The sequence below is a fragment of the Pseudonocardia sp. genome, assembly GCF_050246655.1.
Lineage (GTDB): Bacteria > Actinomycetota > Actinomycetes > Mycobacteriales > Pseudonocardiaceae > Pseudonocardia.
Genome location: NZ_JBFWVQ010000003.1, coordinates 83,409 through 98,155, shown reverse-complemented (window position 1 = coordinate 98,155; position 14,747 = coordinate 83,409). Strand labels below are relative to the sequence as shown.

The 14,747-nt window shown below is 75.4% G+C and carries 16 protein-coding genes and 1 riboswitch; of the genes, 10 read left to right on the top strand and 6 right to left on the bottom strand.

Features of this window, described 5'->3' with window-relative positions; all coding sequences use genetic code 11:
• Positions 1-894 (top strand): alpha/beta fold hydrolase, encoded by an 894-nt coding sequence (locus AB7J25_RS01970; RefSeq protein ID WP_428504318.1) that lies wholly within the window; start codon positions 1-3, stop codon positions 892-894.
• Entirely contained in the window at positions 891-2,048 is a 1,158-nt protein-coding gene (locus tag AB7J25_RS01965; protein WP_428504316.1) for an acyl-CoA dehydrogenase family protein, read from the top strand. The genes AB7J25_RS01970 and AB7J25_RS01965 overlap by 4 nt, the downstream gene beginning before the upstream one ends.
• A gap of 162 nt (positions 2,049-2,210) precedes the next feature.
• Here the strand turns inward: AB7J25_RS01965 and AB7J25_RS01960 are convergent, their stop codons facing one another.
• Positions 2,211-2,708, bottom strand: a complete 498-nt coding sequence (locus AB7J25_RS01960) for a hypothetical protein (protein ID WP_428504314.1) — start codon at positions 2,706-2,708, stop codon at positions 2,211-2,213.
• Between the two features lie 400 nt (positions 2,709-3,108).
• On the opposite strand from AB7J25_RS01960, the gene AB7J25_RS01955 reads away from it, so the two are divergent.
• Genes AB7J25_RS01955 through AB7J25_RS01940 form a run of 4 tightly spaced genes read left to right on the top strand, consistent with a single transcriptional unit; the run spans position 3,109 to position 7,006 of the window.
• Positions 3,109-4,338 (top strand): iron-containing alcohol dehydrogenase, encoded by a 1,230-nt coding sequence (locus tag AB7J25_RS01955; protein ID WP_428504312.1) that lies wholly within the window; start codon positions 3,109-3,111, stop codon positions 4,336-4,338.
• A gap of 8 nt (positions 4,339-4,346) precedes the next feature.
• Positions 4,347-5,717 (top strand): MadS family sensor histidine kinase, encoded by a 1,371-nt coding sequence (locus tag AB7J25_RS01950; RefSeq protein WP_428504310.1) that lies wholly within the window; start codon positions 4,347-4,349, stop codon positions 5,715-5,717.
• Positions 5,714-6,388, top strand: coding sequence for a MadR family response regulator transcription factor (locus AB7J25_RS01945; protein WP_428504308.1), 675 nt, complete (start codon positions 5,714-5,716; stop codon positions 6,386-6,388). The genes AB7J25_RS01950 and AB7J25_RS01945 overlap by 4 nt, the downstream gene beginning before the upstream one ends.
• A gap of 9 nt (positions 6,389-6,397) precedes the next feature.
• Positions 6,398-7,006, top strand: a complete 609-nt coding sequence (locus AB7J25_RS01940) for a hypothetical protein (RefSeq protein WP_428504306.1) — start codon at positions 6,398-6,400, stop codon at positions 7,004-7,006.
• Between the two features lie 17 nt (positions 7,007-7,023).
• Here the strand turns inward: AB7J25_RS01940 and AB7J25_RS01935 are convergent, their stop codons facing one another.
• Positions 7,024-8,001 carry a Gmad2 immunoglobulin-like domain-containing protein gene (locus tag AB7J25_RS01935; protein ID WP_428504433.1) on the bottom strand — a complete coding sequence of 326 codons (978 nt, stop codon included), beginning with the start codon at positions 7,999-8,001 and terminating at the stop codon, positions 7,024-7,026.
• A gap of 41 nt (positions 8,002-8,042) precedes the next feature.
• On the opposite strand from AB7J25_RS01935, the gene AB7J25_RS01930 reads away from it, so the two are divergent.
• The 3 genes from AB7J25_RS01930 (at position 8,043) to AB7J25_RS01920 (ending at position 10,421) form a co-directional block, all read left to right on the top strand.
• Entirely contained in the window at positions 8,043-8,342 is a 300-nt protein-coding gene (locus tag AB7J25_RS01930) for a hypothetical protein (RefSeq protein WP_428504304.1), read from the top strand.
• A 12-nt stretch (positions 8,343-8,354) separates the two neighbouring features.
• On the top strand, positions 8,355-8,801 hold the full coding sequence (locus AB7J25_RS01925; RefSeq protein WP_428504302.1) for a MarR family winged helix-turn-helix transcriptional regulator: 447 nt from the start codon (positions 8,355-8,357) through the stop codon (positions 8,799-8,801).
• A gap of 81 nt (positions 8,802-8,882) precedes the next feature.
• Positions 8,883-10,421: an MDR family MFS transporter gene (locus AB7J25_RS01920; RefSeq protein WP_428504300.1), complete on the top strand. Its 1,539-nt coding sequence runs from the start codon at positions 8,883-8,885 to the stop codon at positions 10,419-10,421.
• A 55-nt stretch (positions 10,422-10,476) separates the two neighbouring features.
• Here AB7J25_RS01920 and AB7J25_RS01915 read toward each other — a convergent pair whose 3' ends face one another.
• The 3 genes from AB7J25_RS01915 to thiO form a co-directional block, all read right to left on the bottom strand.
• Positions 10,477-11,241 carry a thiazole synthase gene (locus AB7J25_RS01915; protein WP_428504298.1) on the bottom strand — a complete coding sequence of 255 codons (765 nt, stop codon included), beginning with the start codon at positions 11,239-11,241 and terminating at the stop codon, positions 10,477-10,479.
• 6 nt (positions 11,242-11,247) lie between these two features.
• Positions 11,248-11,448 carry a sulfur carrier protein ThiS gene (gene thiS, locus AB7J25_RS01910; RefSeq protein WP_428504296.1) on the bottom strand — a complete coding sequence of 67 codons (201 nt, stop codon included), beginning with the start codon at positions 11,446-11,448 and terminating at the stop codon, positions 11,248-11,250.
• A complete protein-coding gene (gene thiO, locus AB7J25_RS01905; protein ID WP_428504431.1) occupies positions 11,426-12,565 on the bottom strand; it encodes a glycine oxidase ThiO in 1,140 nt (379 codons plus the stop codon). The genes thiS and thiO overlap by 23 nt, the downstream gene beginning before the upstream one ends.
• Positions 12,563-12,669, bottom strand: a riboswitch (TPP riboswitch). Its footprint overlaps the gene before it by 3 nt.
• Positions 12,670-12,705: 36 nt before the next feature.
• On the opposite strand from thiO, the gene thiE reads away from it, so the two are divergent.
• Positions 12,706-13,371, top strand: a complete 666-nt coding sequence (thiE, locus tag AB7J25_RS01900) for a thiamine phosphate synthase (protein ID WP_428504294.1) — start codon at positions 12,706-12,708, stop codon at positions 13,369-13,371.
• 45 nt (positions 13,372-13,416) lie between these two features.
• Here the strand turns inward: thiE and AB7J25_RS01895 are convergent, their stop codons facing one another.
• Entirely contained in the window at positions 13,417-14,679 is a 1,263-nt protein-coding gene (locus AB7J25_RS01895) for a hypothetical protein (RefSeq protein WP_428504292.1), read from the bottom strand.
• Between the last annotated feature and the right edge of the window lie 68 nt (positions 14,680-14,747).

Genomic DNA, 14,747 nt, shown 5'->3' with positions numbered 1-14,747 from the left:
ATGCGACAGGACATGCGGGACGGCAGTGACGCGGCGATCGGCGGGGCCACGCGGGAACGGATGCTGGCCGGGGCGCCCGTCACCGACGGCGTGACGATGCTGGCCGGGGTCTCGACGGCGGTGCTGGAGGGCGGGTCGGGGCCGCCGCTGGTGCTGCTGCACGGCACCGGCGAGTTCGCCGGGACCTGGCTGCAGGTGCTCCCGTCCCTGGTCCGCACCCACCGGGTGCTCGCCGCGGACCTGCCCGGTCACGGCGCGTCCGGCACGGCGGCGCCGATGGACGCCGCGCACGGGCTGCGCTGGCTCGACGAGCTGCTCGACCGGGCGGGCCCGGCGCCGGCGGTCCTCGTCGCCCGAGGCCTCGGCGCGGCGATGGCGATGCGCCTGGCCGCCGAGGCGCCGGACCGGGTCGCCGCCCTGGCGCTGAGCAGCGCGCTCGGGCTGGCCGCTTTCGCACCCGCGAGCAGCATGGCGGCGGCGGCGCAGGCGTTCGCCGAGCACCCGAGCGCGCGCACCCGCGACCTGATGTTCGCGCACTGCTTCATCGACCTCGACGAGGTGCGCCGCCAGTGGGGTGAGCGCTGGGAGCCGGTGGCGGACTACGCACTCGAGTGCGCGTCGACGCCGCAGATGCAGGCGGCGCTGGCGGGTCTCATGCCGGCGTTCGGGCTGCCCGCGATCCCGCCGTCCGTCCTCGCCCGGATCACCGTACCGACCACGCTGATCTGGGGGCGCCAGGACCTGCACGTCCCGCTGTCGGTCGCCGAGGCGACCGCCACCCGGTACGGCTGGCCGCTGCACGTGCTCGACGGCGTCGGAGACGACCCGTCGATGGAGCGCCCGGAGGCGTTCCTCGCGGCTATGCACACCGCTCCCGGGAGGAGCGCGCGATGACCGCCACCGCCGCACCGGCCACGTCCCGGGAGATCCTCGACGCCGTCGGCGAGCTCGCACCGGCCATCGCCCGTCGGGCCGCCGAGATCGAGACGGCCCGGCGGCTGCCCGCCGACCTGCTCGACGACCTGAAGCGGGTGGGCTGCTTCCGGATGCTCCTCCCGCCGAGCCACGGCGGATCCGGGGTCGCCGTGCACGAGGCGATGGAGGTGTACGAGGCACTCGCCGCGGCGGACGGGTCGGTGGGCTGGACGGTCATGATCGGCTCAGCCGCCTGGTGCGACCTGACGGGCCTGCCGCGGCCGACGTTCGACGCGCTCCTCTGCGGCACGCCCGACGTCATCGTCGGGGGCGCGATCAGCCCGTCGGGCACCGCGCGGCGCGTCGAGGGCGGGTACGTGGTGAGCGGCCGCTGGGGCTTCGTCAGCGGCGGCGAGCACTGCGCCTGGCTCTTCGGCAACTGCCTTGAGGACGTGGACGGCGAGCCGCGGATGCGGATCGCCGTCGTCGCACCGGCCGAGGTGACGATCGAGGACACGTGGACGGTGTCCGGGCTGTGCGGCACCGGAAGCCACCACGTCGTGGCCGACGAGGTGTTCGTCCCGGCGGAGCGCACGCTCGACGTCTTCTCGGCGCAGCCCTGCCTGGACGCGCCGATCGTGCGCGTCCCGCCGCCCGCCCTGCCGGCGCTGTGCATCGCGAGCACCGCGCTGGGCGTCGCCCGGGGCGCGTTGAGCGACGTCCTCGCCCTCGCGACGGGGAAGGTGCCGCTGCTCGCGTCCGCACCGCTCGCGGCGAACCCGCTGTTCCAGTACCAGCTCGCCACCGCCGACGTCGAGCTTCAGGCGGCGCGCACGCTGCTCCACGAGCACGCGCGGGCGGCCTGGGCGACCGCGCTCGACGGGGCCGAGCTCACCCTGCCGCAGCGGGCCGGGATCCGCGCGAGCGCCGTGTGGGCGACCGCGCGGGCGGCGGCCGTCGTCGACTTCGCGTACCACGCGGGCGGCGGCAGCTCGCTCTACGCCACCAGCCCGCTGCAGCGGCGCCTGCGCGACGTCCACGCCGTCACCCAGCACTTCGTGGTCAAGCCCGACACCCTGCGGACCGCGGGTGCCGTGCTCGCCGGGTGCGAGATCGACGTGCCGATCTTCTGACCGCGGGGTCCGGCGCGCACGGCCCCGCGCACGGCCGCGCGAACGGCCCGAACGGGACGTAGGTCTTCCCATACGGGCCGTTCGCGCGGTTGGGGCGGGGCACTCGGGGCCGCGGTGGAAGCGGGTGTGGATGCGGAGCGGGGCGGGAGCGGGGTGGGGGCCTCAGCGGCGCCGGGCCCGCGCCGCGGTCGCGGCGGCGTACCCGACGAGGCCCGAGAGCGCGCCGAACCCGGCGCACAGCACGAGCGTGGCGGCGTCGTGGTCGAAGACCGCCACCCCGAAGGAGATCAGGGGCAGCAGGAGGGCCGCGGCGAGCATGCCCTGCACGAGCCGCATGAGCGCCCCGGTGTCACGTCGCAGCCGGTCCGCAGACCCCGCAGACCCCTCAGACCCCTCGGGCGGCGGGGACCCCTCGGGCGGCGGGGCCGAACGGGTCGGCGGCAGGACGGGCGGCAGCGACGGCGCCGCCGGCGGGCGGTGCAGCGTGGGCGGCGGGAGCACGGGACGGTGCCGCGGCGCAGGGGCGGGACGGCCCCGGCCCGCGGGCCGCTGGCCGCCGAGCCGGGTGAGGATGTCGAAGGCGCGCACGAACTCCTCGTCGGACTCGCGCAGGCGATCCTCGATCTCCAGCAGCGACCGCCGCTCCCGATCGTCGAGCATGCCCGCCCTCCCACTCGCCCGGCCCGGTGTCCGGGCACCCGAACGAGGTGTCGTTCGCGGTGCCGCGGGAGTTACACGCCTGTCACGAATCCAGGAGCTGTCCGTTCGGGCAGGGTGAACCGCCCTCCCGCCGACGGTGCCGCGCGGGCCCTCCCACGGGCTAGCGTCCACGGCGTCACGGACAGGGGGAACGAGGATGGGCGACGTCGCGGGGCCTTCACGCCCGTGCCGCCCGCTGCGCCGTCGCAGGCCCCCGGGAGCGACGAACGCCGCTGGTGGGCCCGTTCGCGCCCGTCCCGCACCCGCGACGTCTTGTACCCTGACCCGTATCGCCCAGTGGCGTCCGTCACGGGCGCTGTCGACGTGGGCGGTGTCGGGCGACGCGGTACAGGAGGGCAATGTGGTCCTCGTCGGTTCGGCCCGCAGAGCGGGGAACTCGGTGGTACTGGACCGGGGCGCGGGTGACGACGGGTCGACCGAGCTGCGCCTGTCGAAGTTCCACGCCCCCGAGATCTTGTTCGGCCAGAACTCGCTGCAGGAGGCCGCGCACGCGGCCGGACGGCTGGGTGCGCGCCGCCCGCTGGTGGTCACCGACGCCGGGCTGACGGAGGCCGGCTGGGTGAGCGAGCTGCTGCGCCACCTCCGCGAGGCCGGGCTGCGCCCGCAGGTGTGGGCGGACGTCACGCCCAACCCGAAGGACCACGAGATCGAGGCGGGCTACCGCCACTACGTCGAGTCGGGCTGCGACGTCGTGCTCGGCATCGGCGGCGGCTCGGTGATCGACGCGGCGAAGGGCATCGCGCTGCTGTCCTCGAACGGTGGCCGGATCCTGGACTACGAGGGCATCGACCGGATCGCGAACCCGATCCCGCCGCTGATCATGCTGCCGTCCACCTCGGGCACGGGTGCGGACGTCTCGCAGTTCTGCATCGTCACGGACACCGCACGGCACACGAAGATCACGATCATGGGCCGGGCGCTGGTCCCGGACGTCTCGGTGATCGACCCGCGCCTGCTGGTCACGATGCCGGACTGGCTCAACGCCGCCACCGGGCTGGACGCGCTCACCCACGGCATCGAGTCGTTCGTGTCCCTGGCCCACGGCCCGCTCACCGACCATCACGCACTGCAGGCGATCTCCCTGGTCAACGGCAACCTCGCGCACACGATGATCCACCCCGAGGACCAGGCGGCCCGCTCGGCGATGGCGCAGGCGGCGCTCGTCGCGGGGCTCGCGTTCACCAACGCGATCCTGGGCGCCACGCACGCGATGAGCCACCAGGTCGGCGGCATGCTCGACCTGCCCCACGGCGTCTGCAACGCCGTTCTGCTGCCGCACGTCATCCGGTTCAACGGGGCCACGAACGCCGAGCGGTTCGTGCCGATCGCGCAGGCGATGGGCCTGGAGGTGGGCGGGGTGCCCGCGGTGGAGTGCGTCGAGATGGTGGCGCAGGAGGTCCGCGCGCTGAGCGACGAGCTGGGCGTGCCGAAGGGCCTCGCCGAGCTGGGTGTCGCGCTCGACGACGTCCCGAACCTCGCCCAGCTCACCCTCGGCGACGCCTGCCTCACGACGAACCCGCGCTCGGCGAGCGTGGAGGAGATCGACGCGCTGTTCCGGGCCGCGATGTGAGCCGGGATGTGAGCACCGAGGCGACCGGTCCGCCCCGGCGCGCGTCCGTCCGCGCGCGGGTCCGCGCCGACCTCGAGGCCCTCACCGGCCTGCGCTCCGGCAAACCGCACTACTTCCCCGAGCACCGCGAGTCGGCAGAGAGGATGCGCCGGGTGATCCACGCCCTGGACCGGATCTCCGCGGCCCTGGTGCGCACCACGGAGGGCTCGGAGGCACTGGTCCGCGCGGTCGTGGACGCGGCGGCCGACCACCTGTCGGCCGAGTGGGTCGTCTTCGCCCTCGTGGACGGCGAGCTGCCCGACGCGCGGCCCCGCCACCTCGTCCTCGGCCCGGACGGGGTCGAGTGGCCGGACTGCTCGTCGCTGCCGGAGCGGGTGCTCGGCCACATCGCCGACGTCCGCCACGGTGACGACCAGGCCCACGAGGACCAGGACGCGCACGACCGCGAGGTCGCCCGCCGCCACGTCCACGTCCCCGTACGGCTGGACGGGCGCACCGTCGGCGGCTTCGTCGCCTGGACGCCGGCGGATCGGGAGATCGACGAGACCGACCACTCGGTGCTGCGCATCCTCGCCGGCCAGACGGCGGCCGCGCTGCAGAACTGCGCGCTCGTGGAGCACTCGGCGCGGCTCTACGCCCGTGCGAGCCGCCAGGCCGAGGACCTGCGGGTGCGCAATGCGGAGCTCGTCGCCACCCAGGCCGAGCTGGGCGCGGCCCGCCAGCGCGAGGTGCTGGACGAGGAACGTCACCGCATCGCCCGCGAGCTGCACGACAGCGTCACCCAGTACGCGCTGTCGGCGGGCATGCACATCGAGCTGGTCCGTTCCGAGGTCCACGACGCCCGGCTGCGCGAGCAGCTCGCCACCGCGAAGGACCTCACCCGCCGCGCCGTGGAGCAGCTGCGCTCGGCGATCTACGCCCTGAACGAGGACGGCCACGGCGCGGACAAGGACCTCCCGTCGATGCTGCGCAGGCTCTCCGGCGTGCACATGCCCGACGAGCTGCGGGTGGAGGTGCGCATCGGCGGGAAGCCGGTGGCGCTGCCCGCGGACTACGAGCAGTCGCTGTTCCGCATCGCGGGCGAGGCGCTCTTCAACACGGCGGTGCACGCGGACGCCACCCGCGCCGTCGTCCGGCTGGCGTACCAGCAGGACCAGGTGCGGCTCACGATCTCCGACGACGGCTGCGGCCGACCGGACGAAGTGCGCCGCAGCATGCGGGCGGCGAGCGTCACCGCCCCCTGCGGGGAGCACCGGGGCCTGGTGAACATGGCGGCAAGGGCCGCGGAGCTCGGCGGCAGCCTGACCTTCCGCCGGGCGCGGCTGGGCGGGCTGCAGGTGCAGGTCGACATCCCCGTCCCCGGGTCGGTGGCGGCATGAGCGCGCGGCTAGAGACGGCGTTCCGGCCACGGCCAGCGCCCACCCGCATCGTCCTGGTGGACGACCACTCGATCATGCGGCAGGGCCTCAAGGCCGTGCTGGAACGGGAGAGCGACCTGCGTGTGGTGGGTGAGGCGGGCACCCCCGCCGACGCCGTCGCCGCGGTCGCGGCCACGCGCCCGCACGTCGTGCTGCTCGATCTCAAGCTCACCTCCGGCCCGCAGACGGACGGCCTGGACGTCTGCCGGCGGCTGTGCGCGGCGCACCCGGGGATCGGCGTGCTGGTCCTCACCACGTTCGCCGAGGACCGCCTCGTCGTGGAGTCCGTGCAGGCGGGCGCCCGCGGCTACGTCGTGAAGGACGTCGACACCACCGAGCTGGTGCGGGCCATCCGCGCGGTCTCGCGCGGGGAGAGCGCGTTCGACGCCCGCAGCGCCTCGGCGATGGTGCGCTCGCTCTCCGGTGGCACGCAGGACCGCGAGCGGCTCACCGACCGCGAGCTGGACGTGCTGCGGCTGCTCGCCCGGGGCCTGTCGAACCGCGCGATCGGCGGGGAGCTGTTCATCTCCGAGACCACCGTGAAGTTCCACGTCGGCAACCTCATGCGCAAGCTGATGGTGTCGCGGCGCGCGGAGGCGGTGTACGCAGCGACGAAGCTGGGGCTGCTCTAGCGTTCCGGCGTGCGCTTCTACGCCGAGACCCCGGTGCGGGTCACCCTGCAGGTGCTCGCCGACGTCCTCGTCGTGGTGTGGGTGTACGTGTGCGTCACCGGAGCACTCGCGGCCCGCGACGTCCTGCTGACCCTGCAGGCCCCGGCCCGGGCGCTCACCGGGGCGGGCGAGGGGGTCCGCGACGCGTTCACGAGCGCCGCGGGCACCGCCGCCGGGATCCCGTTCGTGGGCGACGAGCTGGCCTCGGCGCTCGGCCGCGGGACGGCCGCCGGCTCCTCGCTGGCCGCTGCGGGCACCCAGGGCACGGAGACGGTGGCCGTGGTCGCGACGTCCACCGCGGTCGGGCTGGTCGCGGTGTTCGCGCTGCCGGTGGTCGTGGTGTGGGTCGTGCTGCGGGTGCGCTACGCGCGGCTCGCGACGGCGGCGATCGCCGTCCGCGGGACGGACACCGACCTGCTCGCACTGCGCGCGCTGGCGGGGGTACGGGTGGCGCGGCTGCTCGGGGTGTCGCCGGACCCGGCGTCGGCGTGGCGGCGCGACGACCGCGAGGTCGTGCACGCGCTGGCGGCCCTGGAGCTGCGGCGGCTGGGGCTGCGGACGCCCACCGTGCTCGACTGATCGCTGACCGGCGCCGGTCAGGTGACGGTGATCGTCTTGTCGTCGGTGAACGGCGGGCGCCCCTCGCCGTCGGACGGGTCGTCCTCGGTGATCCGAACGACGTAGGTGCCCGGGGGCAGCGTCACCGTGAAGCGGAAGGCCGCGAACTGCTGGCCCACTTCGGCGGTGGTGAACCCGCGCTGCACCACCCGGCCGTCCTGCAGCACCTCCCACGGCACGTTGGCCTCGAACGCCGCCGCCTCGCCCGACACCGTCACCGTGCGGCCGACGGTCGCCCCCTCGGCCGGGCTGTCGATCTGGAGCAGCGACCGGACGGCGTACTGGTCGCCCCGCGCCACGGGCTCGGCGGTGGCCACGGCACCGAAGAGCTCGGGCACCGGCGCGCCGTCGACGAGGATCCGCACGGGGTCGGTGGACTGCAGCGTCCCCTGGACCGTGTAGACGAGCTGCTGCACCGTCATCTCGGCGCCGGCGGTGCCGACCTGGGCGGGCCCGCTGCCGAGCGTGAGATCGACGGTGATGACACCGTCCGCCGCCGTCACCGGCGCGCGCAGCGCGGTGCCCGACGGCCAGGTGGTGCGGTAGTCCGGGTCGAGGGGCCCGCGCAGCATCTCCCGGACGGCGTCGCTCGCGGGATCGGTCGTCACGACGCGGTGGAACTCGCGGTAGAGCCGCGGGCCCGCACCGGTCTCGGCGACGAAGTAGACCGGCACGGCGCGCTCCTGGGCCCCCGGCGGGACCGGGGCCCCCGTGGCCGGCGGGCCCGGTTCCGGGCGGTTCTGCGCGCATCCCGCCGCGGCCAGCACCACCAGGAGCACGGCGAGCAGCCTGCGCGTCGTCGCGAGCATCGAGACCCCTCCCTGCAGCCGTTCGGCGCACACCATCCCACACCGCCCGCCGCCGCTAGCCTGCCCTGTCGTGATCTCCAGGATGCGCCGCCGGGCTTGCCGGATCGTCGACCATCCCGCCTTCCAGCCCATGGTCACCACGGTCATCGTGGTCAACGCGATCACCCTCGGGCTGGAGACTGCCCGGGATGGCCTCGATCAGCGCGCTGCTAGGGCTCATCCTCTACGTCGCCGCCGTGATGGCCACCAAGCTCTTCGGGCAGGTGTCGCCGGAGTACTTCGGGGTGTTCATCCTGGTGTCGAGCTTCATGGTGCTCAACCTGTTCATCGCGGTGGTGGTCAGCGCCATGGAGAGCGAGGTCGTCGCCGACCTGCGGGCCGAGGAGGCGGAGGCCCACAGCGAGGAGCAGATCGCGAACGCGCAGATCCTCGCCGAGATCCGGGCGCTGCGCGCGGAGCTGGACCACATGCGCTCCGGCACGCCCTGACACCCTGCACGGATGGAACGTGACCCCCGCGACGCCGAGATCGAGCGGCTCGTGCGCCAGCTGACGCTGCTCGTGCGCCGGTCCCGGAAGGTGGCCCGGACGCTGGCGGCGCAGGTGCATCCGGAGGTGGACGCTGGTGCGTACGCGGTGCTGCTGCTCATCGCCGAGGCTGGCGGGCTGCGGCTGGTGGACGTCGCCGAGGAGCTGGGCCTGGACAAGTCGACCATGAGCCGCCAGCTCGGGCAGCTGGTCCGACTCGGCCTGCTGACGCGCCGGCCGGACCCGGAGGACCGACGGGCGTTCCGGCTGGAGCTGACCGACTCGGGCGCGCAGCGGCTCGCCGAGGTGACGCGCGAGCGGCGCGCGGCGTGGCGGGAGCGGCTGGCGCAGTGGCCGGACGAGGACGTCGCGGCGCTGGCCGACGGGCTCGCGCGGCTGGCACGGGACCTTCCGGGGTGACGTTCATCTAGTTGTGCAATACAACCATCGGACATATGGTTGCACAGTACAACCACTGTGCACGTCCGAGAGGCCCCGCTCATGACCGCCGTCGCCGGCGCACCCCCGCTCCCCGCCGAAGTACCGCCCGAGACCCGGCGCGGCCGCCGCGAGGTGCTCGAAGCCCTGTCCGGGCTCCTGCTCGCCATGTTCGTCTCGATCCTGTCGTCCACGATCGTGTCGAACGCGCTGCCGACGATCGTGGCCGACCTGCACGGCACCCAGACCTCCTACACGTGGGTCGTCACCGCCACGCTCCTCACCACGACGGCCACCACCCCGCTGTGGGGCAAGCTCTCGGATCTCTACTGCAAGAAGCTGCTGGTCCAGGTCGCGATCTCGATCTTCGTGATCGGCTCGGTGCTCGCCGGGCTCGCCGGCTCCATGGGCGAGCTCATCGCCTGGCGGGCCGTGCAGGGTGTCGGCGCAGGCGGCCTGCAGGCGCTCACGCTGGTCGTCGTCGCGGCCCTCATCCCGCCGCGCGAGCGCGGGCGCTACTCCGGCTACCTCGGCGCGGTGTTCGCCACCGCGATGGTCTCGGGGCCCCTGGTCGGCGGCCTGCTCGTCGACACGCCGGCCCTCGGCTGGCGCTGGTGCTTCTTCGTGGGCGTCCCGATCGGGCTCGTCTCGCTCGTCGTCCTGCAGCGCACCCTGCGGCTGCCCACCGTGCGCCGGGAGGCACCGCTCGACCTCGCCGGGGCCGCGCTGCTCACCGGAGGCATCTCCGCCCTGCTCGTCTGGGTGTCACTCGCGGGTCACCAGTTCGCCTGGCTCTCCGCGCCGTCGCTCCTGCTCGCCGGGGCCGGGCTCGCCGCCCTCGCCGCCGCGCTCGTCGTCGAGGCCCGCGCCGACGAGCCCGTGCTGCCGCTGTGGCTCTTCCGCGACCGCACCGTCGTGCTCGCCGCCCTCGGCAGCGTCGCTGTCGGCCTGGTGCTCTTCGGCGGCACCGTCTTCCTCGGGCAGTACTTCCAGATCGCCCGCGGCTACGCGCCCACCACCGCGGGGCTGCTCACCCTGCCGCTCGTCACGGGCCTGATGCTCGCGTCCACCGTCTCCGGGCAGCTCATCAGCCGCTCCGGCCGCTGGAAGCGCTACCTCGTCACGGGTGCCGCGCTCACCACCACGGGGCTCGCCCTGCTCGCGACCATCGACCACGCCACGCCCGTCGGGCTCGTCGGCGGCTACCTCGCGATCCTCGGCATCGGCGCCGGCATGACCATGCAGAACCTCGTGCTGGCCGTCCAGAACACCGTCGACCTCACCGAGGTCGGCGTCGCGAGCGCGCTCGTCGCGTTCGTCCGCTCGCTCGGCGGCACCGCCGGGGTGACGGTGCTCGGCGTCGTGCTCGGCCACCGCGTCGGTGCGCTGCTCGGCTCGGACAGCCCGTCGGGGCCCGACCTGGGCGGGCTCGATCCGGCCGCCGCGGCCGCGGTGCAGGCCGCCTACGGCGACTCGTTCGGGCTGGTGTTCCTGGTCGCCGCCGTGGCCTCGCTGGTGACCCTCGCCGCGGTGCTGCTGATCCCGGAGGTGCCGCTGCGGACCACGGTCGCGCGGACCGAGCCGCTGCCCGCGGGCGCCTGACCGCTGCCGGGCGGCGTTCCGCAGCCGAGGCTCGGCGTGATCGCGAGCCCGCCGCTCAGACGTCGATCTCCGGGCTGGACGCCTGCGCCCAGTACCGGCGCGGGATCCGCCCCGCCAGGCGCGCCGCGCGCCCGGCCTCCACGCCCAGCCGCATCGCGTGCGCCATCCGCTCGGGATCGGCCGCCCGGGTGACGGCCGTGGCGAGCAGGACGGCGTCGCAGCCCAGCTCCATCGCCTGCGCCGCCTCGGACGCGGTGCCGATGCCGGCGTCCAGCACCACCGGCACGCCCGCAGCCTCGACGATCATGGCGATGTTGTGCGGGTTGCGGATGCCGAGGCCGGTGCCGATCGGCGACCCGAGCGGCATGACGGCCGCGCACCCGACCTGCTCCAGGCGGCGGGCGAGCACCGGGTCGTCGTTGGTGTAGGGCAGGACGGTGAACCCGTCGTCGACGAGCTGCTCGGCGGCGTCCAGCAGCTCGACGGGGTCCGGGAGAAGGGTGCGCTCGTCGGCGATCACCTCGAGCTTGACCAGCTCGGTCCCCAGCGCCTCGCGGGCCAGCCGCGCGGTGAGGACGGCCTCGGCCGCGGTGCGGCACCCGGCGGTGTTGGGCAGGATCTCGATCTCCAGGCTGCGCAGCAGGTCGAGCACCCCGGTGCCGGTGGTGGCGTCGATGCGGCGCATCGCCACCGTCGTGAGCTCCGTGCCGGACGCGACGAGCGCGCGCTCCAGGATCTCCAGGTTCGCCGCGCCGCCCGTGCCCATGATGAGGCGGGAGCCGAGCTTGCGGCCGCCGACGGCGAGCTCGTCAGTGATCATCACCGCTCATCCTCCCTGCACCGCGGTCAGGACCTCGACGCGCGTGCCCTCCGTCAACGCCTGCCCCGGCCATGCCGCCCGCGGCACGACCGTGCCGTCCACGGCGACGGCGACGCCGGTGCGGGGCGCGCCGAGGGCGTCCAGCGCGTCCGCGACCGTGGCGCCGTCGGGCAGCTCGCGGCGTTCACCGTTGATCCACACGTTCACGGGTCACCTCCCACCGGGCCGGGTCGGCGGCCCGTGCCTGCACCGGGACGGGTCCGCCACGCAGCAGCGCCGTCACCGTGTCGGCCGTGACGGGCGCGAGAAGGATGCCGTTGCGGCCGTGCCCGGTGGCCGCGAGCAACCCCTCGGGACCGATGCGGCCGATCAACGGCAGGTTGTCCGGGCTCCCGGGCCGCAGGCCCGCCGCCACCTCGTGCAGCGCGAACTCCGCGATTCCCGGGACGATGCGCTCGGCGTCGCGCAGCAGGTCCCGCACGCCGCCGACCGTCGGCTCGGTGTCGAAGCCCGCCTCGTACTGCGTGGCGCCCACGACCAGGCCGGACCCGTCGCGCGGCACGAGGTAGAGGGGGCGGCCGTCCACCAGCGCGCGCACCGTGCGCGACGGCGGCTGCAGCGCCCCCGGCCGGTGCGCCAGCCGCAGGATCTCCCCCTTCACCGGCCGCACCAGGCCGTGCAGCGCGGGGTGCAGCGCGGCGGAGTGCGCGCCAGCAGCGACGACGACGGCGTCCGCGGCCAGCTCGGTGCCGTCGGCGAGCCGGACGCCGACGACGCGGGTGCCGTCGCCGCGCACCTCGGCGACCGCGCGGCGGTCGACGGTCACCCCGGCGGCGTCGACGGCCGTGCGCAGCGCGGCCAGGAGCATCCGGTTGTCCACGGCGAGATCGCCCGGCACCGAGAGCCCGCCGCGGACATCCGGGCCCAGCGCCGGTTCGAGGCGGCGCAGGTCGCGGCCCGTGAGCCGCTGCACCGGCCGGCCGAGCCGTTCGAGGTGCCCGGCGACGGCCTCCAGCTCGGCACGGTCCCCCGCGCCGGTCGCGGCGACGACCGTGCCCTCCGTGCGCAGCCCCGCCCCGTCGTCGACGATCGCGTCGAGCTCGGCGGCGAAGCCCGGCCAGCGCTCCAGTGAGGCGAGCCCGAGGTCCAGCAGCGGCTCCTCCCCCGGCCACGCCTCCGTCACCGGCGCGAGCATCCCGCCCGCCACCCACGACGAGCCCGAACCCGGCGCCGGGTCCAGCACCGTCACCTGCACGTACCGGGCCGCGCGCCACGCGCAGCTCAACCCGATCACCCCGGCCCCGAGGACCAGCACCCTGTCCATGAACACCCACTCGCTCCCTGCGCCGGCATGACCCGGATCAGGTTCGACGGTCGGGATCCGCGATCCCCTCTCAGCCCGGTCACCGGGCTCCCGTGCGTCACCTTCGGTCCACCCTACGCCCGCCACGGCAGGATGGGACCGTGCCCGGACTCGACGGAGCCGCCCTGCGCGCGCGGCTGGACGACGCCCGCCTCTACCTGTGCACCGGTGCCCGCCGCACCCGCGGCGATCTCGCCGAGTTCGCCGACGCCGCCCTCGCCGGCGGGGTGGACGTCATCCAGCTGCGCGAGAAGGGCCACGACGGGGCCCTGGAGGCGCGCGAGGAGCTGGCCGCGCTGGAGGTGCTGGCCGAGGCCGCCGCGAAGCACGGAGCGCTCCTGGCCGTCAACGACCGCGCGGACGTGGCGCTCGCGGCCGGGGCGGACGTGCTCCACCTCGGGCAGGACGACCTGCCGGTGGCCTGGGCGCGCCGGATCCTCGGCGACGAGGTGGTGATCGGGCGCTCGGCGCACAGCGCGGCGGAGACCGCGGCCGCGGCCGACGAGCCGGGCGTCGACTACTTCTGCGCAGGCCCGGTGTGGCCCACCCCCACCAAGCCGGGCCGTCCGGCGCCGGGACTCGATCTCGTACGCACCGTCGCGGCCCGCCGCCCCGCCCGGCCGTGGTTCGCGATCGGGGGGATCGACCACGACCGGCTCGACGAGGTCCTCGCCGCCGGGGCGGAGCGGATCGTCGTCGTCCGGGTGATCACGGAGGCCGAGGACCCCCGCGCGGCCGCGGAGATGCTCCGGGCGCGGCTGCCGTGACCCCGGCCATCCTGCGCCGGGCACCGGGCCGCCCCGGCGCCGGTGCTACCCGGTCGCCCCCTGACCCGAGCCCACCGGGGGCACGACAGCGGTGGTCGACGGCGTGGTCGACGTCGGGGCCGGGCTCGTCGAGGAGTTCGGACGCGTCGTCGGCCCGGACGTCGCGGACGGCGGCTCGGCCGAGCCGAACGGCTCGCGCGTCGACGTCCGGCCGGACGGCTCCGAGGTGGTGGAGTCGTCGCTGCGGGAGTCGTCCGTCGACTGGCCGTCGTCGTCGGTGGTGGAGGGCTCGGCGGCCGCGTCGCCCTCCCCGCCGAGCACCCGCCCGACGGACGTGCCGCTGCCGGAGTCGCTGCGCGAGAGCGGCGATCCCTTCACCCACTCGACGCCGGTGACGACCAGCATCCCGATCACGAACGCCAGCACGACGCCCGCGGCGACGGTGAACAAGGGCCGCCGGGCGGAGCGCACCGCGACCGGCGACACCGCGGCGGACCGTCCGCCGGCCCGGTCGCCCGCGGGGGCGACGAGCAGTTCGGTGGGCGGCGCACCGTCGGCGGCCGTGCGGGCCGCGGGAACCTCGACCGGCTCGTCGACCTCGACGGTCTGGCTGCCGGGCAGGCGGATCTTCGCCTTGACGGTGTCGCGGGTGCGGTCGAGGTAGCTCTGGTACACCGACGCCCCGACCATGCTGACGACGGACCCGAGCGCCGCGGCCATGACGGTGCCCGCCGCACCGAGGTAGGAGCCGACGACGGCGCTGGTGGCCGCGGCACCGGCACCGGCGATGACCTTGTTGACGGTGATGTCCGAGCTCTTCGCGGGCGCCGCCGTGGTGTCCGTGTCGGCGTCGGTGGCCGTGGCCGCCGGGGCCGATCCCGACGCCGCGGCGGCCGGTCGGGCGCCGCCCGCCAGGGGCCGGGGCGACGCGGGCGCGGGCCGGTTCGGGAACGCCCCGGTGGCGGGCCGGTTCGGGAAGGGGGCGGTAGCGGGCCGTCCGGGAATCGGGCCGGTGCCGGGCCGGGGTCCGGGGGCGAACCGGCCGGGCGCCTGTCGCGGTGGGCCGGCCGGCGGGACGCCGGGACCCGCCGGGCGGGTGCCCGCAGGCGGGGGACCCATCGCCCCGAACCCCGGCTGCACGGGCGTGACGGGCGCGTGGATCACCGTGGGCAGCTCGGACCCAGCCGGCTCGGCCGACCGCTGCTGCGGCACCGGCCCGTCCGTCGATCCGGACCGCGGGGCGGCGGACGCCGCCTCCTCGGCCGGCGACGGGGTGGCAGGGTGCTGGGCGCGCGGGTTGTCGGGCATGGCTCCTGGGCAGATCCGCTCGTGGTGTCGCTTCCACCTGGTATAGCGAGCCGGCACCGTGGATCGTT